General features: G+C 64.8%; 21 protein-coding genes. 10 read left to right on the plus strand and 11 right to left on the minus strand.

The annotated features are described in order from the left end of the window. Positions 1–56 precede the first annotated feature (56 nt). From pvdO to pvdM, 3 genes are read right to left on the minus strand one after another with little or no spacing between them, the layout of a single operon-like run. Positions 57–917 (minus strand): dihydropyoverdine dehydrogenase, encoded by an 861-nt coding sequence (gene pvdO / locus KSS93_RS14580; protein ID WP_217884708.1) that lies wholly within the window; start codon positions 915–917, stop codon positions 57–59. A 13-nt stretch (positions 918–930) separates the two neighbouring features. Next, entirely contained in the window at positions 931–2,208 is a 1,278-nt protein-coding gene (pvdN, locus tag KSS93_RS14585) for a pyoverdine-tailoring periplasmic protein PvdN (protein ID WP_217884709.1), read from the minus strand. Positions 2,209–2,218: 10 nt separating this feature from the next. After that, positions 2,219–3,565 (minus strand): pyoverdine-tailoring dipeptidase-like protein PvdM, encoded by a 1,347-nt coding sequence (gene pvdM / locus KSS93_RS14590; protein WP_217884710.1) that lies wholly within the window; start codon positions 3,563–3,565, stop codon positions 2,219–2,221. A 184-nt stretch (positions 3,566–3,749) separates the two neighbouring features. Here pvdM and KSS93_RS14595 point away from each other — a divergent pair, with 184 nt between their 5' ends. Next, on the plus strand, positions 3,750–4,181 hold the full coding sequence (locus KSS93_RS14595) for a hypothetical protein (RefSeq protein WP_217884711.1): 432 nt from the start codon (positions 3,750–3,752) through the stop codon (positions 4,179–4,181). Between the two features lie 53 nt (positions 4,182–4,234). Here KSS93_RS14595 and KSS93_RS14600 read toward each other — a convergent pair whose 3' ends face one another. After that, entirely contained in the window at positions 4,235–4,675 is a 441-nt protein-coding gene (locus tag KSS93_RS14600; protein WP_217884712.1) for a MarR family transcriptional regulator, read from the minus strand. 81 nt (positions 4,676–4,756) lie between these two features. On the opposite strand from KSS93_RS14600, the gene KSS93_RS14605 reads away from it, so the two are divergent. Both KSS93_RS14605 and KSS93_RS14610 read left to right on the plus strand, forming a co-directional pair. Further along, positions 4,757–5,923: an aminotransferase-like domain-containing protein gene (locus KSS93_RS14605; protein WP_217884713.1), complete on the plus strand. Its 1,167-nt coding sequence runs from the start codon at positions 4,757–4,759 to the stop codon at positions 5,921–5,923. Between the two features lie 118 nt (positions 5,924–6,041). After that, positions 6,042–6,446, plus strand: coding sequence for a YdgH/BhsA/McbA family protein (locus KSS93_RS14610; protein WP_217884714.1), 405 nt, complete (start codon positions 6,042–6,044; stop codon positions 6,444–6,446). A 30-nt stretch (positions 6,447–6,476) separates the two neighbouring features. Here the strand turns inward: KSS93_RS14610 and KSS93_RS14615 are convergent, their stop codons facing one another. Continuing rightward, complete coding sequence (locus KSS93_RS14615; protein WP_217884715.1) at positions 6,477–6,698, minus strand: hypothetical protein; 222 nt, start codon at positions 6,696–6,698, stop codon at positions 6,477–6,479. A 100-nt stretch (positions 6,699–6,798) separates the two neighbouring features. Between KSS93_RS14615 and KSS93_RS14620 the strand changes: the two genes are divergently transcribed. Continuing rightward, entirely contained in the window at positions 6,799–8,991 is a 2,193-nt protein-coding gene (locus KSS93_RS14620; protein ID WP_217884716.1) for an OsmC domain/YcaO domain-containing protein, read from the plus strand. A 919-nt stretch (positions 8,992–9,910) separates the two neighbouring features. Here the strand turns inward: KSS93_RS14620 and metH are convergent. Beyond that, the gene (gene metH / locus KSS93_RS14625) at positions 9,911–13,618 is read right to left on the minus strand and encodes a methionine synthase (protein WP_217884717.1); all 3,708 of its coding nucleotides are present in this window, start codon (positions 13,616–13,618) and stop codon (positions 9,911–9,913) included. A gap of 176 nt (positions 13,619–13,794) precedes the next feature. Between metH and KSS93_RS14630 the strand changes: the two genes are divergently transcribed. The 5 genes from KSS93_RS14630 to KSS93_RS14650 all read left to right on the plus strand — a co-directional run bounded on the left by KSS93_RS14630 (position 13,795) and on the right by KSS93_RS14650 (position 19,330). Beyond that, the gene (locus KSS93_RS14630; protein WP_217884718.1) at positions 13,795–16,095 is read left to right on the plus strand and encodes a fatty acid cis/trans isomerase; all 2,301 of its coding nucleotides are present in this window, start codon (positions 13,795–13,797) and stop codon (positions 16,093–16,095) included. A gap of 185 nt (positions 16,096–16,280) precedes the next feature. Beyond that, positions 16,281–17,315 (plus strand): acyltransferase family protein, encoded by a 1,035-nt coding sequence (locus KSS93_RS14635; protein ID WP_217884719.1) that lies wholly within the window; start codon positions 16,281–16,283, stop codon positions 17,313–17,315. Positions 17,316–17,372: 57 nt separating this feature from the next. Beyond that, the gene (gene nfuA, locus KSS93_RS14640; RefSeq protein ID WP_110996563.1) at positions 17,373–17,957 is read left to right on the plus strand and encodes a Fe-S biogenesis protein NfuA; all 585 of its coding nucleotides are present in this window, start codon (positions 17,373–17,375) and stop codon (positions 17,955–17,957) included. 290 nt (positions 17,958–18,247) lie between these two features. Further along, complete coding sequence (locus KSS93_RS14645; RefSeq protein ID WP_217839029.1) at positions 18,248–18,856, plus strand: SCO family protein; 609 nt, start codon at positions 18,248–18,250, stop codon at positions 18,854–18,856. Further along, entirely contained in the window at positions 18,857–19,330 is a 474-nt protein-coding gene (locus KSS93_RS14650; RefSeq protein WP_217884720.1) for a copper chaperone PCu(A)C, read from the plus strand. It abuts the gene before it with no gap. Between the two features lie 163 nt (positions 19,331–19,493). Here the strand turns inward: KSS93_RS14650 and KSS93_RS14655 are convergent, their stop codons facing one another. Continuing rightward, on the minus strand, positions 19,494–20,474 hold the full coding sequence (locus KSS93_RS14655) for an AraC family transcriptional regulator (protein ID WP_217884721.1): 981 nt from the start codon (positions 20,472–20,474) through the stop codon (positions 19,494–19,496). Between the two features lie 210 nt (positions 20,475–20,684). Between KSS93_RS14655 and KSS93_RS14660 the strand changes: the two genes are divergently transcribed. Next, positions 20,685–21,473 carry an EAL domain-containing protein gene (locus tag KSS93_RS14660; RefSeq protein ID WP_217884722.1) on the plus strand — a complete coding sequence of 263 codons (789 nt, stop codon included), beginning with the start codon at positions 20,685–20,687 and terminating at the stop codon, positions 21,471–21,473. 214 nt (positions 21,474–21,687) lie between these two features. On the opposite strand, the gene KSS93_RS14665 is transcribed toward KSS93_RS14660, so the two are convergent. From KSS93_RS14665 to KSS93_RS14680, 4 genes are all read right to left on the minus strand, one after another. Then, positions 21,688–21,912 (minus strand): hypothetical protein, encoded by a 225-nt coding sequence (locus KSS93_RS14665; RefSeq protein ID WP_217884723.1) that lies wholly within the window; start codon positions 21,910–21,912, stop codon positions 21,688–21,690. 76 nt (positions 21,913–21,988) lie between these two features. Continuing rightward, complete coding sequence (locus KSS93_RS14670; RefSeq protein ID WP_217884724.1) at positions 21,989–22,822, minus strand: AraC family transcriptional regulator; 834 nt, start codon at positions 22,820–22,822, stop codon at positions 21,989–21,991. Next, entirely contained in the window at positions 22,819–23,133 is a 315-nt protein-coding gene (locus tag KSS93_RS14675) for an AzlD domain-containing protein (RefSeq protein ID WP_217839022.1), read from the minus strand. The genes KSS93_RS14670 and KSS93_RS14675 overlap by 4 nt, the downstream gene beginning before the upstream one ends. Beyond that, entirely contained in the window at positions 23,130–23,828 is a 699-nt protein-coding gene (locus KSS93_RS14680) for an AzlC family ABC transporter permease (RefSeq protein ID WP_217884725.1), read from the minus strand. The genes KSS93_RS14675 and KSS93_RS14680 overlap by 4 nt, the downstream gene beginning before the upstream one ends. Positions 23,829–23,833: the final 5 nt, after the last annotated feature.

Raw genomic sequence — 23,833 nt, forward strand, 5'->3', positions numbered from 1 at the left:
CAAGTACACCGATAGGAACGAGCCGGGTGGGGCAGAATTTACCGCCGGCCAGCGCTTCAGAGCTGCCTGGCTACGCGAAAGCCGAGCCAGTCGCCGCGGGCGTTGGTGTAGGCGTTGTTGCGGTTGCCCGAGCGCGAGAAGATCGGCGCCTCGCCCCAGTCGTTGCCGCGAATGCTCACCAGCTTGCAGCCTTGCTCAAGCCACGCGCTGCCGTCGGCGGGGGCACCCTGGTAGTTGTCGTGGTAGCAGTCGGCGACCCACTCGTAGACGTTGCCGTGCATGTCGTACACGCCAAAGGCGTTGGCCGGGAAACTGCCCACCGGCGAGCTGTAGCTGTAGCCGTCCTTGGGCCCGTATACGTTGGCGTGCTTGCTGATTTCAAAGTTGGCGTCGGGCTCGAACGGGAACAGGCCGGTGCTGCCGGCGCGGGCGGCGTACTCACGCTGGGCTTCGCTGACCAGGCTGTAGCGCTGGCCGGTCTTTTTCGACAGCCACGCGGCGTACTGTTCGGCGTCGTGGTAACTCATGCACACCGCCGGCTGGCGCGGGCCCTGCTTGTAGCTGGGCTTGCTGTTGGTGCAGCGCCGGCCGGGGCGCTCGTCGCCGTCGGCGATGACCACGCCGGCTTCTTTCTGGTACGCCGCCCACTCGCCGGCGGTGACCTGGTAGCGGCTGATGGCGAAGGGTTTGGCGAAGGTCACCGGGTGCTGCGGGCCTTCATCGTCCTGGCGGCCCATCTCGTCGGGCGGGGTGCCCATGGTGAAGGTGCCGGCGGGCAGCACGACCATTTCCGGGCAGGCGCTGGTGCAGTCGCGCCAGACCGTGCCGGGCTTGTCCGACGGTGGTGCGGCCAGGGCCGGCAGGCTGCAGGCGGCCAGCACGGCGGCCAGGGTGAGGCGGTACACAGGTGCGCTCATGGGTTTGCCTTGTTCAGAGTTGCTGGGTGATCAGGGCCATGGCGCGGTCGATCTGCTGCTCGTCGTTGAGCAGGCTCGGCGCCAGGCGGATGACAGGGCCGACATCGCGGTACACCGCATCGCACATCACCTTGTTGGCGGTGAGGTGTGCAGCCACGGCGTCGGGGTCGCGGCCCTCGATGCGGAAAAAGGTAAAACCGGCCGAATAGCGTTCGCTGCGCGGGGTCACCAGCTGGACCTTGCGGTGCTCGCTGAGGCGCTCCTTGAGCAGGCTGTTGAGCTGGTGGATGCGCCGCTCGACGTCGGCCTTGCCCAGCTCCAGGTGCAGCTTGAAGGCTTCGCCTGCGGCCCAGCGGTGTTCGAAGGCGTGGTAGCCGCCGGGGGTCATGATGGTGGCAAAGTCTTCATCGCGGGAGAAAGTGGCGATGGTCGGGGTGAGGTTGGCCATGCCGGTGGAGGCGGCGCAGATGATGCCGGTGCCGCGCGGGCCGAACATCCACTTGTGGGTGCCGGCAATGAAGTAGTCGCAGTTGAAGTCGGCAAAGCGTGCGTTCTCCACGCCAAAACCATGCACGCCATCGACCACGTAGATAATGCGCTCGGCTTCGCTGCGTTCGCGGTTGTGCCGGCGCACCAACTCGCCGATCTCGCCCACCGGCAGCTTGACGCCGCTGCCCGAGTGCACCCAGGTCATGCCCAGCACCCTTGTGTGGGGCTGGATGGCCTTGTCGATGGTGCTCAGCACCTGGTCGGTGGACACCGTCCAGGGGTTGTCGAACAGGCGGATCTTGCGCACGGCGGTGCCCTGGCGGGCGGTGCGGAAGGCCAGGGCCTTGTGGGTGGAGTAGTGCTCGTGTTCGGTCACCAGGATCTCCTGGCCGGGGCCCACCTTGAGGCCGCCAAAGATCATCGCCAGGCCTTCGGTGGTGCTGCCGGTGAGGGCAATCTGACGCGGGCCGACCTCGAGGTAGCGGCCGGCCCATTCGCGCACTTCGTCCTCGCGCTGCCATTCGTACTGGCTCTCCCAGTCCATCAGCGCGGCGGGGTTGCGGTCGAGGTCGGCGCGGTGGCGGTCGATGGCGGCCTGCACCGGGCGCGGGTGGGCGGTGACCAGGAAGTTGGCAAAATGCGCGATGCCGGGGTCGAGCGGGAACAGTGCGCGCAGGTTGCGCCACTTTTCAGGGCCTGTGAGGGGCTGGGGCGCGGCGGCCTGTTCTTGCGCGCGGGCCAGCAGGGGCAGGCTTGCGGCCAGCACGCTGGCTTGTTTGAGGAAGGTGCGGCGGTTGCTCATTGACGGGTGCTCAGCGGGTGGCGACGGGATGTGCGGATTTTTGTACCTGGTCCCAGACGCGCAGGAAATTGCCCGCCCAGAGTTTGGCGATGTCCGTCTCGCTGTAGCCGCGGGTCAGCAGTTCGGCGGTGACGTTGCGAATTTCGCTGACGTCCTTCCAGCCATCCAGGCCGCCGCCGTCGTTGAAGTCGGAGCTGATACCGACGTGGTCGATGCCGACCTTCTTCACCGTGTAGTCGATGGCGTCGACGTACTGCTTGAGGGTGGCCTTGGGTTCTTCTTCGAGAATGCCGTACAGCGAGCTTGCGTACTCGCCGAAGCGTTGCTCGGGCCAGATGGCGATCACCGCGTCACCGGGCATCAGGGCGTTGGCCAGGCCCTGCAGCGGTTGCAGGTCGAAGCGCACGCGCAGCGCTTCGAGCTTGTCCAGTACCGGCTTGCTCAAAGGCTTGAGGTACTGGCCGAAGCCCACCACCTGGATGACCCCACCGCTGTCGCGGATCAGTTGCATCTCTTTGTCCGAAAGGTTGCGCGGGATGTCCACCAGGGCCCGCGGCGCCGAGTGCGAGGCGACCATCGGGGCGCGGGACAGGCGGGCGACGTCTTCCAGGGCCAGGGTGGACATTTGCGAGACGTCGATGATCACGCCCAGGTCGTTGAGGCGCTTGACCGCCTGCTCGCCCAGCGGCGACAGCCCGCCCAGGGCGTCGGCGGTATCGTTGAAGAACGGCAGCGGGCGCGAGGAGTCGGCCCAGTCGTTGTTGCCGGTGTAGCTGAAGCCGAACATGCGCATGCCGCGTGCGGCCCACAGGTCGAGCTGGTTCAGGTCGTGGCCCAGCGGGTAGGCGTTGAGCATGCTGATGAAGATGGCGAACTTGCCTTCGCCGTTGAGGCGGCGGAAGTCTTCGGGGGTGTAGGCGATGCCGACCTGGTTGGGAAAGTCGCGGACCATGCCGGTGATGATCTTGTAGCGCACTTCCTGCTCTTGCCGGGCGGCATCGACGAAGCCCGGGGTAGGGCGGTGCGGGGCGTTGGCGCCGTTCCAGATTTCCGGCCAGCCGAACACGGTCAGCGCCGCCCCGGACAGGCGCCCGCGCCCGGCCTTGACCAGGTCGAACTGGCCGGGGCCGTCCTTGTCCAGCTCGTGGCCTTTGCTGCCCAGGTTCATGGGCACGGTGATGTGGCTGTCGAACGACAGCATGTGTTCGTGCAGTGCCTCGGCCTGCTGGACGATCTTCAAGGGGTAGCCTGCGTGGCGCTGTTGCCAGTAGAGGTAGCCGGCGGCGCTGCCAGCGGCGACCGCCAGGGCCAGGGACAGGCCGATATACAGGGCTTTGCGGGAACGGGTCTTGGTCATTGCCATCTCGTTGCAGGGCTGATCGGGGCGAACCTGGCGCCGGGCGAAAGGGGCGGGCAGGGCTCGGGTATCAGGTGGACGAGTAGCGGGGCGGCAAATTTATCGGGGCTTTGTGTTAAAGAATGTTGCGCTGCTGCCGATAGGGCGGTTATCGAAAGGACCCATCTTCTAGAGGATCAGGGACATGGCTGGTATCAGCGCTATCACCATCAACACCGCGGCCACCCAGGCCAGCACTTCGGCCGCCACCCAGGCAAGCGAAGACATCACCAAGGGCGTCAAGGCCGACATGGGCCAGGTGACCACCGGCAAGAGCGCCGCAGCTGGCGGCAAGGCCGAGGCGTCCGACAGCGACAGCAGCGAGTCGGTGGAGGTCAAGACCCTGCGTGAGCTGATCAAGCAGTTGCAAAAGCAACTGGCCGATGAGCAGAAGCAACTGGCGGCGTTGATGGCGAAGGCCGGCGACGACCCTGCCAAGCAGGCCCAGGTGGCGGCCAAGCAATCGAGCATCGCCACCCTGACCGGCCAACTGCTGGCCGCTACTGGCAAGCTGCTCGAAGCCTTGACCAAGGACGGCGGCAGCAGCGCCGGCAGTGTGGTCGACACCCAGGCCTGAGTTGGCCTGGTCTGGCCCCATCGCCGGCAAGCCGGCGATGGGGGCCTTGCAGGTTACTCCTCACCCCCGTTGGCCAATGCCTGGTTCACCGCCAGCCAGCCATTGACCGCCGTTTCGCCGGCCTGTGCAAACACCCGCTCCAGCAGTTTCACCTGCTCGCGACGCAGTGCCTGCTCCAGGCGCGCTCCTTCCTCGGTCAGCTCCAGCAGGCGCATGCGCTTGTCGGCCGCCGACGCCACGCTGTTCACCAGGCGCATTTCCATCAGCTGACGCAACGGCATGTTCAGTGCCTGCTTGCTCACCCCCAGCACGGCCAGCAGCTCTTTCACGCTCAGGTTCGGGTAGCGGGCGATGAAAAACAGGATGCGCTGGTGCACCCGGCCCAACCCTCGGCGCTCGAGCATCTCGTCGGGTTTGGCGGTGAACGCCTGGTAGCCGAAGAAAAAGGCTTCCATGGCCTGCTGCTGGCAGGCGGGGTTTTTAAGGTCAAGCATATTGACTTATCCGTGGGCGGCATCGTAGTTTCGGTCAAGCAGTTTGACGTATTTCTCCCACGCCTCGCTACCGGTGCCCCCATGGCTTTCTCCGAACGTGTCACGCGCCTCAAGAGTTCCCTGATCCGTGAAATCCTCGCCGCGGCCCAGCGCCCGGGGGTGATGTCGTTTGCCGGCGGCCTGCCGGCCGAGGCCATGCTGCCCAAGGTGCAGTGGCAGGACATGCCGGTGGGCATGGGCCAGTACGGCATGAGCGAGGGCGAGCCGGCCCTGCGCGAGGCCCTGGCGGCCGAAGCGCGGGCCCAGGGCATCGACTGCCAGGCCAGCCAGGTGCTGGTGCTCAGCGGCTCGCAGCAGGCCCTGGACCTGGCGGCCAAGCTGTACCTGGACAAGGGCACCCCGGTGTTGCTGGAGGCGCCGACCTACCTGGCCGCGTTGCAGAACTTTCAGCTGTTCGGCGCCGACTGCCTGACGCTGCCGATGCAGGCCGATGGCCCGGACCTTGCGGCCATGCGCCAGCGCCTTGAACAGCAGCGCCCGGCGTTCGTTTACCTGATCCCGACCTTCCAGAACCCTTCGGGCCTGCGCTACAGCCAGGCCAAGCGCGAGGCGGTGGCGGCGTTGCTGGACGAGTTCGACGTAACCCTGATCGAGGACGAGCCGTACCGCGAGCTGAGCTTTGACGGCGCCAGCGCCACGCCTATCGCCGGGCGCCTGCGCAAGGCCAGCTGGATCTACACCGGAACCGCCTCGAAAACCCTGCTGCCGGGCCTGCGGGTGGGCTACCTGATCGCCAGCCCCGACCTGTTCCCCTACCTGCTGCGCCTGAAGCAGGCCGCCGACCTGCACACCAACCGCATTGGCCAGTGGCAGGTGCTGCAGTGGCTGGGCAGTGAAAAGCACCAGCAGCACCTGGCGACCTTGCGCAGCTATTACCGGGGCCGGCGTGATGCGTTCCAGGACGCTTTGCACACGCATTTCGCTGACCTGGCCGAGTGGCAGGTGCCTGAGGGCGGGCTGTTTTTCTGGCTGACTCTCAAGCAGCCACTGGATACCCGCACGCTGTTGCCGGCGGCGCTGGCGGTGGACGTGGCGTTCATGCCGGGGGAGGCGTTCTTTCCCGAGCCGGACCGGCACCTGGGGCATATGCGCCTGAACTTCAGCCATGTGCAGCCTGAGCTGCTGGATGAGGGGTTGCGGCGTTTGGCGCAGGTGGTGCGCGAGGGGTTGCAGGGCAGGGCGGCATAGGGGTTATGCCTGTTGCGGCCCTATCGCCGGCAAGCCGGCTCCTGCAGGATGTGGGCCGGGCTTGCGAACGGGTATTTCTGGGCCATTCTTGAACCAGCCAACCCATGGAGGAACAGGCATGTCCAAGCTCCGCTTCATCCCCGCCATGCTGCTGGGCGCCATGGCCCTGGCACTGACCGCCTGCAGCAGCATCGACGCGCACACCACCGAATACGTCGGTGCCCCGCACCCGGCGCCGACCGCGCCGGGCAATGTCGAGATCCTGCGCAGCGAACCTACCCGGCCCCATGTGCGCCTGGGCGAAATCCTGGTCAGCGCCGGCACCGAGCCTGCGGCCTCGGTCAGCGAGATCGAGCAGAAGCTGCGCAGCGAGGCTGCGGCTATTGGCGGCGATGCGGTGGTGGTGGTTTACGACCGTATCCAGCCGGTGGCGGCCTATGTGCGCGGGCCGATGTGGGACCGGGACATCGAGTCGGTAGAGGGGCGCAAGTTGAAGGGGATCGTCATTCGCTATGCGCGGTGAGGCGGCGGCCAGCGGTTGCCCCCACAAGCCTCAATACAAAGGCGTTTCTGGCAAGGGCTTCCAGGCCGAGGCAGGTTTTTCGATTTCGCGCAGAATATCTGCAGTCGGTACCCATATCGAATGGCTGAAGTAGATCTTGTAGATGAAGTTGGCGATCCGCGCCTTGCACGGCACCGACTCCCGCTGGGCCAGCATGTGCCGGAGTTCGGCGCTGTCGAGGTCGCGCTGCGAGCCACCCTCATCAAGCGTCAAGCTGAGGCTGCCTCGGGCGCCGAACACCCGCCAACACTTCCCGGCAAAAATCCCGGATAATGCCGGCCATTTTCCGCCCCGCTTCCTGGTACCCCTTCGCATGGAAATCAAGGTCAATTTTCTCGACAACCTTCGTCTCGAAGCCAAGTTCGACGACTTCACGGTGATCGCCGACCAGCCGATCCGCTACAAGGGCGACGGCTCGGCGCCGGGGCCGTTCGACTACTTCCTGGCGTCCTCGGCGCTGTGTGCGGCGTACTTCGTCAAGCTGTACTGCCAGACCCGCGACATCCCTACCGAGAACATCCGCCTGTCGCAGAACAACATCGTCGACCCGGAGAACCGCTACAACCAGATCTTCAAGATCCAGGTCGAGCTGCCCGAGGACATCAGCGAGAAGGACCGCCAGGGCATCCTGCGTTCCATCGACCGCTGCACGGTGAAGAAGGTGGTGCAGACCGGCCCTGAGTTCATCATCGAGCAGGTCGACAACCTCGACGCCGACGCCCAGGCGCTGCTGATGCCGGTGTCCGACAGCCAGACGCTGATCGCCGGCAAGGACCTGCCGCTGGAGCAGACCATCGCCAACATGTCGGCGATCCTGGCCGGGCTCGGCATGAAGATCGAGATCGCTTCGTGGCGCAACATTGTGCCCAACGTGTGGTCGCTGCATGTGCGCGACGCGCAATCGCCGATGTGCTTCACCAACGGCAAGGGCGCCACCAAGGAAGCCGCGCTGGCTTCGGCGCTGGGCGAGTTCATCGAGCGGTTGAACTGCAACTTCTTCTACAACGACCAGTTCTGGGGCGAGGACATCGCCAACGCGCCGTTCGTGCACTACCCGAACGAGCAGTGGTTCCTGCCCGGCCCGAAGGACGCGTTGCCGGCCGAGATTCTCGATGAGTACTGCCTGGAGATCTTCAACCCGGACGGCGAGCTGCGTGGCTCGCACCTGTACGACACCAACTCGGGCAACAAGGCGCGTGGCATCTGCTCGCTGCCGTTCGTGCGCCAGTCGGACGGCGAGACGGTGTACTTCCCGTCCAACCTGATCGAGAACCTGTACCTGAGCAACGGCATGAGCGCCGGCAACACCTTGGCCGAGGCCCAGGTGCAGTGCCTGTCGGAGATTTTCGAGCGGGCGGTGAAGCGCGAAATCCTCGAGGGCGAGCTGTGCCTGCCGGACGTGCCGCAAGAGGTGCTGGCCAAGTACCCGGGCATCGTCGCCGGCATTCAGGGGCTGGAGGAGCAGGGCTTCCCGGTGCTGGTCAAGGATGCCTCGCTGGGCGGTGAATTCCCGGTGATGTGCGTGACCCTGATGAACCCGCGCACCGGTGGCGTGTTCGCCTCGTTCGGCGCCCACCCAAGCTTCGAGGTGGCGCTGGAGCGCAGCCTCACCGAGTTGCTGCAGGGGCGTAGCTTCGAGGGCTTGAACGACCTGCCGCAGCCGACGTTCGAAAGCCATGCGCTGACCGAACCGAACAACTTCGTCGAGCACTTCATCGACTCCAGCGGCGTGGTGTCGTGGCGCTTCTTCAGCGCCAAGGCCGATTTCGAGTTCGTCGAGTGGGACTTCTCGGGCGAGGGCCAGGACTCTAACGTGCAGGAGGCGCAGACGTTGTTCGGCATCCTCGAGGAGCAGGGCAAGGAGGTGTACATGGCGGTGTACACCGACCTGGGCGCCACGGCTTGCCGCATTCTGGTGCCGGGTTATTCGGAGATCTACCCGGTGGAGGACCTGATCTGGGACAACACCAACCGGGCGCTGGAATTCCGTAGCGACATCCTCAACCTGCACAAGCTCGACAACCGCAACCTGAAGCTGTTGCTCAAGCGCCTGGACAACGCCGAGGTGGACGATTACACCACCATCACCACGCTGATTGGCGTTGAGTTCGACGACAACACGGTGTGGGGCCAACTGACCATCCTTGAGCTGAAGCTGCTGGTGCACCTGGTGCTGCAGCGCTTCGACGATGCCAAGGAGCTGGTGGAGATGTTCCTTCAGTTCAACGACAACACGGTTGAGCGTGGGTTGTTCTACCAGGCGCTGAACGTGGTGCTGGAGGTGGTGCTGGATGACGAGCTGGAGATGGCCGACTACGAGGGTAATTTCCGCCGCATGTTCGGTAACGAGCGGATGGATGCGGTGCTGGGGTCGGTGGATGGCAGTGTGCGGTTCCATGGGCTGACGCCTACCAGCATGAAGCTTGAGGGGCTTGATCGGCATTTGCGGTTGGTGGAGAGCTACAAGAAGCTGCATGCGGCGCGGGGTAGGGTTGCTCAGGGCTGATTGGGGGGGCGGCTTGAGGGTGATGGGGCGGGTGGCTTGTTTTATGTGATGTACGCTGTTGCCTGTTGAAGTTGTTTTAGTTGGTTTTGGAAGTTGTAGGCGCATTCATTATTTGTAGTGACGCTTATTCACCTTTCCGCCCTTACGGCGGGTAACTTTTTGAAGGATCAAAAAGTCACCAAAAAATCCTCGCTCCATTCATACGGCCCCTGCGCTGCGCTCCGGGGTTCCCTCACTCCGGGCTTGCTCCGGGGGTACGCGCCGACGGGCCGTCCCTGGCCCGATCGGCGCTCGACCGGCATCCATGCCGGTCGCCCCCCTACGCAATCCCTGCGTTCGGCCTCCTGAAGTCGCGAAGTTAGTGGCGGCGCCTGGGCTGGCGCAGCTAACCGCTAGTTGCCACCGTGGGAACTCAGGATTGAATCGCGGGGCAAGCCCGCTCCCACGTGGATCAGCATCCGCAGTTCTAACGTGGGAGCGGGCTTGCCCCGCGATTGCGTCAGAACAAACAACACATCAATAACAATCAAACCAACATCCCGGCTCTTGATCTGGCTCTTGATGTTGCTTCTAAGCGCGCGATAGTTCAGACAACACAAATCGCGACTTCAGGAGGCCGAGCGTAGGGATTGCGTAGGAGGGCGACCGGCATGGATGCCGGTCGAGCGCCGATCGGGCCAGGGACGGCCCGTCGGCGCGTACCTCCGGAGCAAGCCCGGAGCGAGGGAACCCCCGAAGCGCAGCGTAGGGGGCCGGATGATGGGAGCAGACGGCTTTGCCTACTTTGGCCACGACCAAAGTAGGCCGCCGTAAGGGCGGAAAGGTGACGAAAAGCGCTTATCGTCAATGAATGCGCATACATCTCCAAGCGCAATCACCAATAAGCCCCAAACCCACCCCACCCCGCAAAGCAAACCAATCAGCTCTCATACCCAAGATTAGGCGCCAACCACCGCTCACTGACCCCAACCTCCTGCCCCTTACGCAAGCTGTACTGCTCGATCTGGTCCTTGTCCACCTTGCCCACCGCAAAGTACTGCGCCTGCGGGTGCGCAAAGTACCAGCCACTGACCGCCGCCGCCGGGAACATGGCAAAGTGCTCGGTCAAGAACACCCCGCTAGGGCCCGTCTCGCCGATGGCGCTGCCATCGAGCAGGCGGAACAGCGTTTCCTTCTCGGTGTGGTCCGGGCAGGCCGGGTAGCCCGGGGCAGGGCGGATACCGCTGTACTGCTCCTTGATCAGCGCCTCGTTGTCCAGGTGCTCGTCCTTGGCATAACCCCAGTGCTCCTTGCGCACCCGCTCGTGCAACCACTCTGCGCAGGCCTCGGCCAGGCGGTCGGCCAGGGCCTTGACCATGATCGAGCTGTAGTCGTCACCCTTGTCCTGGTAAGCCTTGGCCACTTCCTCGGCGCCGATACCGGCGGTGGTGATGAAACCACCCACGTAGTCGGTCACGCCGCTGTCCTTCGGTGCCACGAAGTCGGCCAGCGACCAGTTCGGCTTGCCGTCCGGCTTGATGGTCTGCTGGCGCAGGTGGTGCAGGGTGGCCAGGGTGTCACCGTTGTCGGCGTAGACCTCGATGTCGTCATGCTTGACCTGGTTGGCCGGCCAGAAACCGAACACCGCCCGGGCGCTGATCAGCTTCTCGTCGATCAGTTTGTCGAGCATCTCGCGGGCGTCCTTGTACAGCGCGGTGGCTGCCTCGCCGACCACTTCGTCGGTGAGGATGCGCGGGAACTTGCCGGCCAGGTCCCAGGAGATGAAGAACGGCGTCCAGTCGATGTACTCGGCCAGCTCGCGCAGGTCGATATTGTCCAGCACCTTCACGCCGGTGAAGGAGGGTACTGCCGGCTGGTAACCGGCCCAGTCGTACTGCGGCTTGGCAGCGATGGCCTGGCTGTAGCTCAGGCGCTCGGTACGGGCGCTGCGGTTGGCGGTGCGCTCGCGCACCTCGACGTATTCGCTGCGGGTGCGCTCGACGAAGCCGGCTTTGAGCTCCTTGGACAGCAACTGCGTGGCCACACCCACCGCGCGCGAGGCGTCGGTGACGTAGACAACGGCATCGTTGGAGTACTTGGGCTCGATCTTCACCGCCGTGTGCGCCTTGGAGGTGGTGGCGCCACCGATCATCAGCGGCAGGTTGAAGCCCTGGCGCTGCATCTCGCGGGCCACGTGGACCATTTCGTCCAGCGACGGGGTAATCAGGCCCGACAAGCCAATGATGTCGCACTTCTGCTCGCGGGCGGTCTGCAAAATCTTCTCGGCCGGCACCATCACGCCCAGGTCGACGATGTCGTAGCCGTTGCAGCCCAGCACCACGCCGACGATGTTCTTGCCGATGTCGTGCACGTCGCCCTTGACCGTGGCCATCAGGATCTTGCCCTTGGCCTCGGGCTTGTCGCCTTTTTCCAGCTCGATGAACGGGATCAGGTGGGCCACGGCCTGCTTCATCACCCGGGCCGACTTGACCACTTGCGGCAGGAACATCTTGCCGGCGCCGAACAGGTCGCCGACCACGTTCATGCCGCTCATCAGCGGGCCTTCGATGACCTCGATGGGGCGCGCGCACTGTTGGCGGCACTCTTCGGTGTCTTCGACGATGAACGCGGTAATGCCCTTGACCAGGGCGTGCTCGAGGCGCTTTTCCACCGGCAGCGAGCGCCACTCTTCGTTCTCGACTTCCTTGGTGGCGCCGCCGCCCTTGTAGTCGTCGGCGATGGCCAGCAGGGCGTCGGTGCCGTGCGGAGTGCGGTTGAGCACCACGTCCTCGACCTTCTCGCGCAGCGCGGCGGGGATCTCGTCGTAGATCTCCAGCTGGCCGGCGTTGACGATACCCATGGTCAGGCCATTGCGAATGGCGTGGTAGAGGAACACCGAATGGATCGCCTCGCGCACCGGGTTGTTGCCACGGAACGAGAACGACACGTTGGACACACCGCCCGAGCTCAGGGCGTGGGGCAGGTGGTCGCGGATGAAGGCACAGGCCTCGATGAAATCGACGGCGTAGTTGTTGTGCTCCTCGATACCGGTGGCCACGGCGAAGATGTTCGGGTCGAAGATAATGTCTTCCGGCGGGAAGCCCACTTCGTTGACCAGAATGTCGTAGCTGCGCTGGCAGATCTCTTTTTTACGTGCGGCGGTGTCGGCCTGGCCGACCTCGTCGAAGGCCATCACCACCACGGCGGCGCCGTAGCGCTTGCACAGGCGGGCGTGGTGCTTGAACTGCTCGACGCCTTCTTTCATCGAGATCGAGTTGACGATGCCCTTGCCCTGGATGCACTTGAGGCCCGCCTCGATCACCTCCCACTTGGAGGAGTCGATCATGATCGGCACGCGGGAGATGTCCGGCTCACCGGCGATCAGGTTGAGGAAGCGCACCATGGCCGCCTGGGAGTCGAGCATCCCTTCGTCCATGTTGATGTCGATCACCTGGGCGCCGGCCTCGACCTGCTGCAGCGCCACTTCCAGCGCTTCGGTGTAGTTCTCTTCACGGATCAGCCGGGCGAACTTGGCGGAACCTGTGATGTTGGTGCGCTCGCCGACGTTGACGAACAGCGACTGGCGATCGATGGTGAACGGCTCCAGGCCCGACAGGCGGCAGGCCTTGGGGATCTCGGGGATCGCGCGCGGTGGGTACTTGGCCACGGCCTCGGCGATGGCCTGGATGTGGCCCGGGGTGGTACCGCAGCAGCCGCCGATGATGTTGAGAAAGCCGCTGGCGGCGAATTCTTCGACCACCGCGGCCATTTCGGCCGGGGTCTCGTCGTACTCGCCGAAGGCGTTGGGCAGGCCGGCGTTGGGGTGGGCGGACACATGGGTGTCGGCCTTGCCGGACAGCTCCTCGAGGTAGGGGCGCAGGTCCTTGGCGCCCAGGGCGCAGTTCAGGCCGATGGAGATCGGTTTGGCGTGGCGCACCGAGTTCCAGAACGCCTCGGTGGTTTGCCCGGACAAGGTGCGCCCGGACGCGTCGGTGATGGTGCCGGAGATCATGATCGGCAGCTCGACCGCGTCTTCCTCGAACACCTGCTGCACGGCGAAGATCGCCGCCTTGGCGTTGAGGGTGTCGAAAATGGTTTCGATCAGCAGCAGGTCGGCGCCGCCCTCGATCAGGCCGCGGGTGGCCTCGACGTAGTTTTCCACCAACTCGTCGAAGGTGACGTTGCGGTATCCGGGGTCGTTGACGTCGGGGGAAATCGAGCAGGTGCGGCTGGTCGGGCCAAGCACGCCGGCGACGAAGCGTGGGCGGTCCGGGGTTTCGAGGGTCTTGGCGTCGGCCACCTGGCGGGCAACCCGCGCGCCCTCGACGTTGAGCTCGTACACCAGCGCTTCCATGCCGTAGTCGGCCTGGGAAATCTGCGTGGCGTTGAAGGTGTTGGTTTCAAGAATATCGGCGCCCGCATCGAGGTAGGCCTTCTCGATGGCGGCGATCACATCGGGGCGGCTGAGCAGCAGCAGGTCGTTGTTGCCCTTCACATCGCTTGGCCAATCGGCAAAGCGCGTGCCACGATAGTCGTGTTCCTCGAGGCGGTAGCTCTGGATCATAGTACCCATGCCGCCGTCGAGGATCAGGATGCGCTCTTTGAGTGCTTTCTGGAGTGCTTTTAAACGAGCGCTGCGGTCGGACATAGGACTACCTGGTCGGGCGAATATCAGAAGGTGCCAAATAATAACAAACCTGCACGGTTTTTCGACGCATCGCCGGTTTGCATGAATTTCCTTCATGTTGGCGGCGCGCGTTCTGCACAGCACCCATTACCCGGACAGGCATCGTGATGGCTTTCAAGAACCAGGACATTCGGCACATGCTGCTTCGCATACTTGCCGGCGCCTTCGCACTGTTGATCAGTGGCGCGGCGCTCGCGCAGGCCCCCCAATCGAGCCCGGCGATTTCGTACACCCGGGATATCCAACCGATCTTCACCGAGAAGTGCGTGGCCTGCCACGCCTGCAACGACGCGGCCTGCCAGCTCAACCTGGGCAGCGCAGAAGGCGCCGAGCGCGGTGCTTCCAAGGTGCCGGTGTACCAGGGCGAGCGCAGCCAGGCGGTGCCCCCCACGCGGCTGTTTTACGACGCCCGCGACGAAGCGGGCTGGCGCAAGCAGGGTTTCTACTCGGTGCTCGACAAACAGGGCAGCCAGGCGGCGCTGATGGCGCGCATGCTCGAGCTGGGCCACAGCGCGCCGCTGACGCCCAACGCCAAGTTGCCTGAGGAGATCGTGCTGGGCCTTAACCGCAACAACATGTGCCCCTTGCCCCACGAGTTCGACGCCTACGCCGGCGCGCACCCGAAAGAGGGCATGCCGCTGGCGGTCACCGGCCTGACCGACCAGCAGTACCAGACCCTGCAGCGCTGGCTGGCAGCCGGTGCGCCGGTGGAGAAGAACCCGATCAAGCCCAGCGCCAGCGAGGCGCAGCAGATTGCCGAATGGGAAGAGCTGTTCAACCGTCCAGGCTCCACCGAGGCGTTGGTGGCCCGTTGGCTGTACGAGCACCTGTTCCTGGCGCACATCCATTTTGTCGGCGGCGAGCAGGGCCACTTCTTCCAGTGGGTGCGCTCACGCACGCCCAGCGGGCAGCCGGCCGACCTGATCGCCACCCGTCGCCCCAACGACCCGCCCGGTACCGATTTCTATTACCGCTTGATCCCGGTGCAGGGCGTGATCGTGCACAAGACCCACATCACCTACCCGATGGGCCCGCAGAAGCTCAAGCGGGTCAAGCAGCTGTTCTACAGCGGCGACTGGCACGCCAGCGCCTTGCCCGGCTACGGCCCGCGCCACCGCGCCAACCCCTTCGAAACCTTCGAGGCAATCCCGGCGGTGGCCCGCTACCAGTTCATGCTGGATAACGCCGAGTACTTCGTGCGCACCTTCATTCGCGGCCCGGTGTGCCGTGGGCAGATCGCCACCGACGTGATCCGCGACAACTTCTGGGCGCTGTTCCAGGAGCCGGCCCACGACCTCTACATCACCAATGCCCAGTACCGCGGCGAAGCCACGCCGCTGCTGGCCATGCCCGGGCAGATCGACGATGTGGGCAGCGTGTTGAGCCTGTGGCACGCCTACCGCGACAAGCGCAACGATTACGAGAAGCTGCGCCGCGACGCCTACGCCGAGCAGCCCGCGCCAAGCTGGTCGACCCTGTGGGCGGGTAACGACAACGCGCTGCTGAGCATCTTCCGCCACTTCGACAGCGCCTCGGTGACCAAGGGCCTGATCGGTGACGTGCCGCTGACAATGTGGCTGTTCGACTACCCGCTGTTCGAGCGCACCTACTACCAACTGGCAGTGAACTTCGACGTGTTCGGCAACGTGTCGCACCAGTTGCAGACGCGCTTGTACTTCGACCTGATCCGCAACGGCGCGGAGGTCAATTTCCTGCGCCTGATGCCGGCCGGGCAGCGTGGGCACATTCTCAGCGACTGGTACCAGAACAGCGGCAAGGTGAAGATGTGGATGGACTACGAGGACATCGACACCGACACCCCCAGCGCGCTGAAGCTGGACCCGCGCGACCCCAAGCGTGACTTTGGCCTGAAGCTGATACAGCGCACCGGCAGCCTGAACGCCGCGCCCGACCCGATCAACCGTTGCCAGGGGGCGTACTGCTCACGGCCGCAAATGAGCGAGGAGTTCCGCGATGTCGAGCAGTCCCTCAGCCGCCTGGTATCGCGCCCGGCAGCGGGGTTGAAGGTGATCGGCCAGTTGCCCGAGGCGACCATGCTGCGCATCGAGGGCAAGGGCGGCCAGCGCCAGGTGTACAGCCTGCTGCGCAACCGCGCCCACAGCAACGTGGCGTTTTTGCTGGGTGAGGCCTACCGCTACCAGCCGGGGCTGGACACCCTGACCCTGTACCCGGGCGTGCTCAGCAGCTACCCCAACTTCATCTTCAACATCCCGGCGGCCGATGTGCCCGAGTTCGTCGAGGACATGGAGGCGGCGCGGGACGATGCCGGCAAGTTCGAGCGCATCGTCATGCGCTGGGGCGTGCGCCGCAGCCACCCCGAGTTCTGGCGCTATTTCCATGACCTGAACCGCTACATCCAGGAGACCGACCCGGTAGAGGCGGGGGTGCTGGACATGAACCGCTACGAGAACCTCTGATCGGTTGGACTGATCTTTGCCGGCGAGCTGCGGTCGGAATCGGTGAATGGGCCTTTGGGGCTGCTTTGCAGCCCATCGCGGGCAAGCCCGCTCCTACAAGGATCTCGGGTGGGAGCGGGTTTAGTCGCGAACGAGCGCGAAGCGCTCGCCTGGGCCTCAATGCACCGGCAATCGCAGGGTATTTCATGCTGTATTCGCTCCAGGCTCTTCGGGCATTCGCCGCCTGGGTGGTGGTCTGCCACCACTTCATGCAGATCTTCTTCGACTTCAAAGCCAGCGGCCCCATCGGCCAACTGCTCGCCGACCGCGGCGCGGTAGGGGTGGACATCTTCTTCGTGATCAGCGGGATGGTGATTTACCTGTCCACCCGCGACAAGGCGATTGCCCCCGGCGCCTTCCTGCTCAACCGCGCCCTGCGCATCATTCCCGCTTATTGGTTCTACACCTTGCTGATGGCCGTGCTGATGCTGATCGCCAGCCGCTGGATGCCGCACCAGGTGTTCGAATGGCAGCACCTGTTGTTGTCGTTGTTGTTCATTCCGGCGGAAAACCCTGGTGGCTATGGGTTGTACCCAACGCTTAACGTGGGCTGGACGCTGAACTTCGAGATGTTCTTCTACTTATTGTTCGGCCTGGCCTTCCTGGTGCGCCAGCGCCACCACCTGCTGCTGGTGACGGCGGCGCTGCTGCTGGTGAGCGAGGTGCTGGGGCGCCTGGGCGTGCTCAGCCGCTTCTACAACAACGACATCGTCTACGAGTTTTTGCTGGGTATCGGCCTGGGCGTGCTGTACCGCCGCGGGTTGATCCGCGAGGGGCTGTGGTTGCCGCTGGGCCTGCTGGGGCTGGCGGGCTTTGCCCTGTATCATCTGGACGCCTCGCAGCGCTTGCTGCACTGGGGCCTGCCCAGCGCGCTGGTGGTGCTGGCGTTCGTCGCCCTGGAGCCGTACTTCAAGGGCAACCGCGTGCTAAAGGCGCTGGGCGATTGCTCGTACTCGGTGTACCTGGTGCACGTGCTGGTGCTGTACGGCGGGCTGTTCGTCAGCGAGCGCCTGCGCCTGAACCCTTACCTGGTGTTCGCCCTGTGCGTGCCGTCAATCGGACTAATGTCGTGGCTCAGCTACCACTGGCTGGAGCGTGGCCTGTACTGGCGGCTCAAGGCGGTTTTCGCGGCCCGCGCGCCCGGCGAGCCTACGCTGGCGCTATCCCGAGTCAAATACTAGGACTTTGTTCGTGGCACGGGTTGGCGTACACTGCCGGCAAGTCTGTGAGGAACTTCCATGAGCGCTATAACCATTACCGACGCCGCCCATGATTACCTGGCCGATCTGCTCTCCAAGCAGAACACGCCTGGCATCGGCATCCGTATTTTCATCACCCAGCCGGGCACCCAGTACGCCGAGACCTGCATCGCCTACTGCAAGCCCGGTGAAGAGAAACCCGACGACGAGCCGGTGGGCCTGAAGAGCTTCACCGCCTACCTGGACGCTGTCAGCGTGCCGTTCCTCGAGGACGCACTGGTTGACTACGCCACCGACCGCATGGGCGGCCAACTGACCATCAAGGCACCCAACGCGAAGGTGCCGATGGTCAACGAAGACAGCCCGATCAACGAGCGGATCAACTACTACCTGCAGACCGAGATCAACCCCGGCCTTGCCAGCCACGGCGGCGCCGTGAGCCTGGTGGACGTGGTCGATGACGGCATCGCCGTGCTGCAGTTCGGTGGCGGCTGCCAGGGCTGCGGCCAGGCCGACGTTACGCTGAAGGAAGGTATCGAGCGCACCCTGCTCGAGCGCATTCCCGAGCTCAAGGGCGTGCGTGACGTGACTGACCACAGCCAGAAAGAGAACGCCTATTACTAAGTAGGGTGTTTTCTCCAATCGCGGGGCAAGCAATCTCCCACGCCGTGATGTGGGAGCGGGCTTGCCCCGCGATGCTTTCAGCGGTATGCCGGCAGCTTTTACATTGATCCCTAGCAACAAACTGTTACGGATTCAACCCCTGCGACAACCGGTCGCGCCCCGTATTCAAAGGGCTGCAGCCCGATCCGACCTCAGTCGGGTAGCTGGTACCGGGGTGTCATGCCAGAATGCGCGCGTTTTCTGGCCGGCCCACCCCAAGGGCCGGCACCTTCCCTGTAAAGGATGGTTCCATGACTGATCTGTTGACCCGGCGCGCGGTAGTCGCCGGGATGGGCGTTCTGGGGCTGGGCCTGCTGGCCGGTTGCAACCCGGCGCGTGGCCTGGACTTCAAGTACGGCAAGAACATGAGCAACGAGATCCTCGGGCGCAAGTTCAAGCTCAAGGACACCCAGGGCAACGAACGTAGCCTGTCGAGCTTCTACGGCAGCATGCCGATGATCTTCTTCGGCTTCACCCAGTGCCCGGCGGTGTGCCCGACCACCCTGGCGCGTGCGGCGCAGATCCGCGGCATGCTCAGGGGCCGCGACCGCGACCTTTTCCAGGTGGTGTTCATCACCCTGGACCCGGAGCGCGACACCCCTGAAGTGTTGGATGCCTACGTCAAGGCCTTCGACCCAAGTTTCGTCGCGCTGACCGGTACCCCGGAAGAAATCGCCGAGGTGGCCCGCGAGTTCAAGGTGTTCTACGAAAAGGTCCCGGCCGGCGATACCTACACCATCTCGCACTCGTCCACCAGCTACGTCTACGATACCCGTGGCACCCTGCGCCTGAGCCTGGGCCATTCCCTGAACGCCAAGGAATGCACCGAGGACCTGCTCACCCTGATGGAGATCTGCTGAATGTCGATGCAACCGATCAAACGCACCCTGGCCGCCCTGGGCCTGCTCGGCCTGGCGCTGCCGGCTATGGCCCAGACCGTTGTGAGCGACGCCTGGGTGCGTGCCAGCGTGCCGCACCAGCAGTCCACCGGCGCCTTCATGACCATTACCTCCAGCAGCGACAGCAAGCTGGTAGGCGTGGCTTCGCCGGTGGCCAAGACCGTGCAGGTGCATGAGATGACCATGAACGGCGACGTGATGGGCATGCGTGAAGTGAAGGCCGTCGAACTGCCGGCAGGCAAGCCGGTCAAGCTCGACCCCAACGGCTACCACGTGATGCTGATGGGCCTGAACCAGCAGGTGAAGGAAGGCGAGCAGGTGCCGCTGACCCTGACCATCGAAGACGCCAAGGGCGGCAAAGAAACGCTGCAGGTACAGGCCCAAGTGCGGCCGCTGACCGAAGCCGCTGGTCACGACCACGCCCATATGCATTGATACACCTCTGCAGGAGCCGGCCTGCCGGCGATAGGGCCGTTACCAGTGGGTCTGCTTCGCAGCCTTTCGCGGGCAAGCCCGCTCCCACAGGTACAGCGCCGGGTTGAGGCTTTGCACGGTCCTGTGGGAGCGGGCTTGCCCGCGAAGGGCCGCAAGGCGGCCCCTACAACCGCGGCAACCTGCGGTACTCCCCCGGCGGCATGCCGAACCAGCGCAGGCACGCCTTGTGAAAGCTGCTGGGGTCGCGAAAGCCCAGCGTGGCGCCGATGTACTTGATGCTGCGCACCGAATCGCACAACAAGCTGTGGGCCTGGGTCAGCCTGGCTTCATCCAGCAGCGCACTGAAACTCACCCCCTCACGCTCCAGCGCATTCTGCAGGCTGCGCCGGCTCAGGCGCAGATGCCCGGCCAGGTTTTCCAGGGCAATGGGCTGCCCCATGGTCAGCAACTCGGTGAGGGCGCGTCGTACCCGCGCAACCGCTGAGCCTTCAATCCGTTCTTCCAGCCGGGCAGCGGCGTACTCGCCGTGCAGGCGGTCGAGGGTGGGGGAGGCGGTGGGCAGCGGCAGGCGGCACACCTCTTTAGACAAGCGCACGCTGTTGTATGGCCTGCCAAACACCAGCCGATCACCGAACAGGCCGCGCAGTGCTGTGATGTCCTGCGGCTGCGGGTAGGCCAGCTCGACTTCCAGCGGCATGAAATGGCAGGCCGGGGTCAACCAGCGCAGCAGCCCCAGGGTCATGGCGGCGCCGGCATCGATGAACGAGCGTGGCGCAGGTGGCCCCACTTCGAAGCCGATCAGGCGCATGTCACCCTGGTGCTGCTCCAGGCGCAGGATCGAGCCGTTGGTGGTGAGCGGGTGAAAGGCTGCCAGGCGCTGCAAGGCGTCACCCAGGGTGGCGCAGGACATGACCGCGTAGCCCAGTTGGCCGAGCATTGCCGGGTGCGCATGGGCATGCACACGTACACCGATATCCTCATCGCCCGTGCGCTCAACCACGCCCTCCAGCCAGTCGTACACCCGCACCAGGCGGATATGCCGGCCGCTCTCGGCCAGGATCGGGTCGTGCGGGTCGACCTGCGCGCCAGCCCGAATCAGGGCCTGGGCGAGGGCGGTGAAATAGCTGCGGGAAACGGTATGCATGACGCTGTCCTGAAACGCGGGAGGGCGATAAAAGGTGAGTGCCGGTTCAGACGCCGGCCTGGCGCAGAGGGTCAGGCGCCTGGGCGAGGGGACAACCGAAGGGGGCCTGGGAACACTGTTCGCAGCCCTGCACGGGTGGGACCATGCGCGCCACCATGGAGGACGTGTTCGCCGGCAGGACGCTGGCTGATCGTTGGAGCGAACCGATTGATGAATGATCCTCTGGAGGCAGGCCCCGCACAAGACCGGGAAGACCTGCGCAATGCCCGTTTGGTATACCGACAACTTGCCCAGCGCCACTTCCTGCTGGCCTTCCAGCCTGTCATCGACGGGCATGAACCAAGCCGCGTGCTGTACCACGAAAGCCTGCTGCGCCACGACGGGCCGGACCTGGGGTTCAACCCCATCGCTGCGCTGGAGCGGCGCAATGCCATGGGCCTGCTCGACCGCAGCGTGCTGACGAGTGTCATCACCACCCTTGAGCAGCACCCGCACTTGCACCTGGGGTGCAACCTGTCGGCACAAAGTGCCAGCGACGGCCCCGCCTGGCAGCCGTTGTGGGCGCGCTTGCGCCAGCGCCCGGAACTGGCCGCACGGCTGGTGCTGGAAATCACCGAGAGCGCAGCACCGGCGGACCCGGCGCGTACGCTGGCTTTCATCGCCCAGGCCCAGGCGCTGGGTTGCCGGCTGGCGATCGATGACTTTGGCGCAGGCTTTGCCAGCCTGGCGTTCGTGCGCCAGGCGCGCCCGGACATTCTCAAGGTGGATCGTGGCTACCTGCACAGGGCGCGTGAATCGCGCTCCGAGGGCCAGGTGTTCCATCATCTGGTCAGGCTGTGTCAGGGGGTGGCTCCGCAGGTGGTGGTCGAGGGGGTCGAGGACGAGCAGGACCACGAGCGCGCCTTGGCGACCGGTGCCGTATGGATGCAGGGTTTCTACTTCGCCCGCCCGTCGTTGCAATCACCTGTTGCAGGCTGCCGCGTGTTGCTTGAGGGCTGAAAGGCGGGCGGGAGGCAGAGTGATGGCGCAATGACATTATCGAGTGAATTGCGTTTTGTAACAATGGCTTTAGCGATGCCGAGGGCAATGCACGGTAGATGCGGCAGGGCGGGCAGGTGTTCGTTGGCAGACTTGCTGCACCCATGAGCGCCGGCCACGCGCGCTGCGTTCAATCTTGATGCGCTGCAAGGCACTCTGGGTGCAGTTGCGAAGTTCAGCGAAACCGCGGCAGTGGCCGGTCGATGGTCAGCGAGGTGAGGGTCCTGCGCACCTTGGCTTCATCCGCTTCCAGCGCCTTGAGGCTTTCGCGGATCTTGCCGGCGGCAGGTATGTCGCCCTGACGGTCGATCCAGTCGGCGATCTCCTTGCAGGCGCTGCCCAGGCAGGCCTGGCGCTGGTTCATCAGCGACAGGAGGGTGGTGATTTCTCGTTCGGACATGATGGGCTCCTCCGTTCGACCCCATCAGTGTAGCAGTGGCCGGGCAGGCTGCCTGAGGCGGGCGGTCGCATTCGCCTCAGTGGTTGGCGCACGCCTGCCGATAGGCCCCAGGCGTTACCCCATAAGCCTGCTTGAACTGCCGGCTCAGGTGGCTCTGGTCGGCAAAACCCAAAGCCAGGGCAACCTCCAGAGCCGGCAGCCCGCTGCGCAGCAACTCCCGCGCGCGAGCCAGGCGGCGCTGCTTCAGCCAGGCGTGGGGCGGCAGGCCGGTTGCCTGGCGGAATACCCGTGCAAAGTGGAACGGCGAGAGGTTAACGGCGGCGGCCAGGTCCTCCAGCGAGGGCGGCTCGGCGAGGCGGCTCTCCAGCAGCTCCCGCGCGCGGGCTACCGCCAGCGGCTCCTTGCCGGGGGCGGCGGGCTCGACATAGTGGCCGTGGCGCTGCACCAACGCCAGCACTGCCTGGCGCCAGGCGGCTTGTTGCTCCAGCGCACTGGCGCCGGCCTCGCAGCGTTGGTTCAGTTGGCTGAAGGCAGCGGCCAGGGCCGGGTCGTGGATCACGCTGTCCTTGAAATACGGCATGCCATGGCGGCCCAGTTCCAGCTCGTCAAGCACCCCAGTGACCCGCGCATGCTCCGGGTAAAAGCCCCGGTAACGCCAGCCGGCCTCGTGGGCGGTGGCGCCGGTGTGCAACTCGTCCGGGTTGATCAGCACCATGCTGCCGACCGGCGCCAGGTGCTCGCTGCCGCGGTGCCAGAAACGCTGCGCGCCCGACTCGATCACGGTGAACACGTAACCTTCATGCACATGCGGGGCGAAGCGCTGCTGCAGGTAGCGCGCGTGCAGCATCTCGACGTCGCCGAGCGCCGGCGCCTGCCACAGGTGAGTCTGTTCGCGCAGGGGCGTGTTCATGCCAGCCAGCTGCGCAGAAGGAAGAAGATCAGCATGCTCACCAGCATGCTCAGCAACACGCTGCGGGTCAACAGCACCAGGGCGATGGCCACCAGCGCGCCGAGCAGGTAGGGGTTGAGCAGGCTCAACTGCAACTGATGCTCAGGCAGGAAGATGATCGGCCCACAGATGGCGGTGAGCATGCCGGGCACGGCAAACCCGAGGAACTGCCGGGCATTGGAGCTCAGGCGCAGCGGCAGGCGTGGCTCGAGGAAGGCGTAGCGGTTGAGGAATACCACCGCGCCCATGGCGAAGATCAGCAGCCAGATCATGGGCGGCCTCCGGAGAATTTCTGGCAGATGAAACCGGCGGCCATGCCCAGCAGGCCGGCTGCCACCAGCGCGGTTTCCCAGTGCCAGTAGCTGAACAGTACCGAGCAGAACAGCGAAACCGCCACACACACCACGGTTGGCAGGTTGCGCACCAGCGGTGCGATCAACGCGACGAAGGTGGCGACGATGGAAAAGTCCAGGCCCAGCTGGTCCAGGTGCGGGATGTTCTGGCCAAGGACGATGCCGGCCAGGGTGAACAGGTTCCATGCCACGTAGAAAGTCAGGCCCACGCCCAGGGCATACCAGCGGTTGAACTGCTGCTGGTCGTAGTGGCTGGTCAGGGCAAAGAACTCATCGGTGAGCAGAAACCCCAGACCCAGCCGCCAGCGGGTCGGCAGCCCCGACAGCACCGGGCGCATCGACAACCCGTACAGCAAATGCTGCGAGGTCAGCAGCAGGGTGGTCAGCAGGATCGAGAACAGGTTGGCGCCGCCCTTGAGCATGCCGATGGCCACCAGTTGCGCGGCGCCGGCAAAGACGATGGCCGACAGGCCCTGGCCTTGCCATGGGCTGAGGTTGGCTTCGATGGCCATTGAACCTGCCAGCAGCCCCCAGGGGGCGACGGCCAGGGACAGTGGCAGGATGGCGATGGCACCCTTGGTAAAGGCATGGCGAGCAACGGCGGGGCTGGGCATGGGTA

Origin of the sequence: Pseudomonas xanthosomatis (assembly GCF_019139835.1) — a bacterium.
In the GTDB taxonomy this organism is placed as follows: domain Bacteria; phylum Pseudomonadota; class Gammaproteobacteria; order Pseudomonadales; family Pseudomonadaceae; genus Aquipseudomonas; species Aquipseudomonas fakonensis.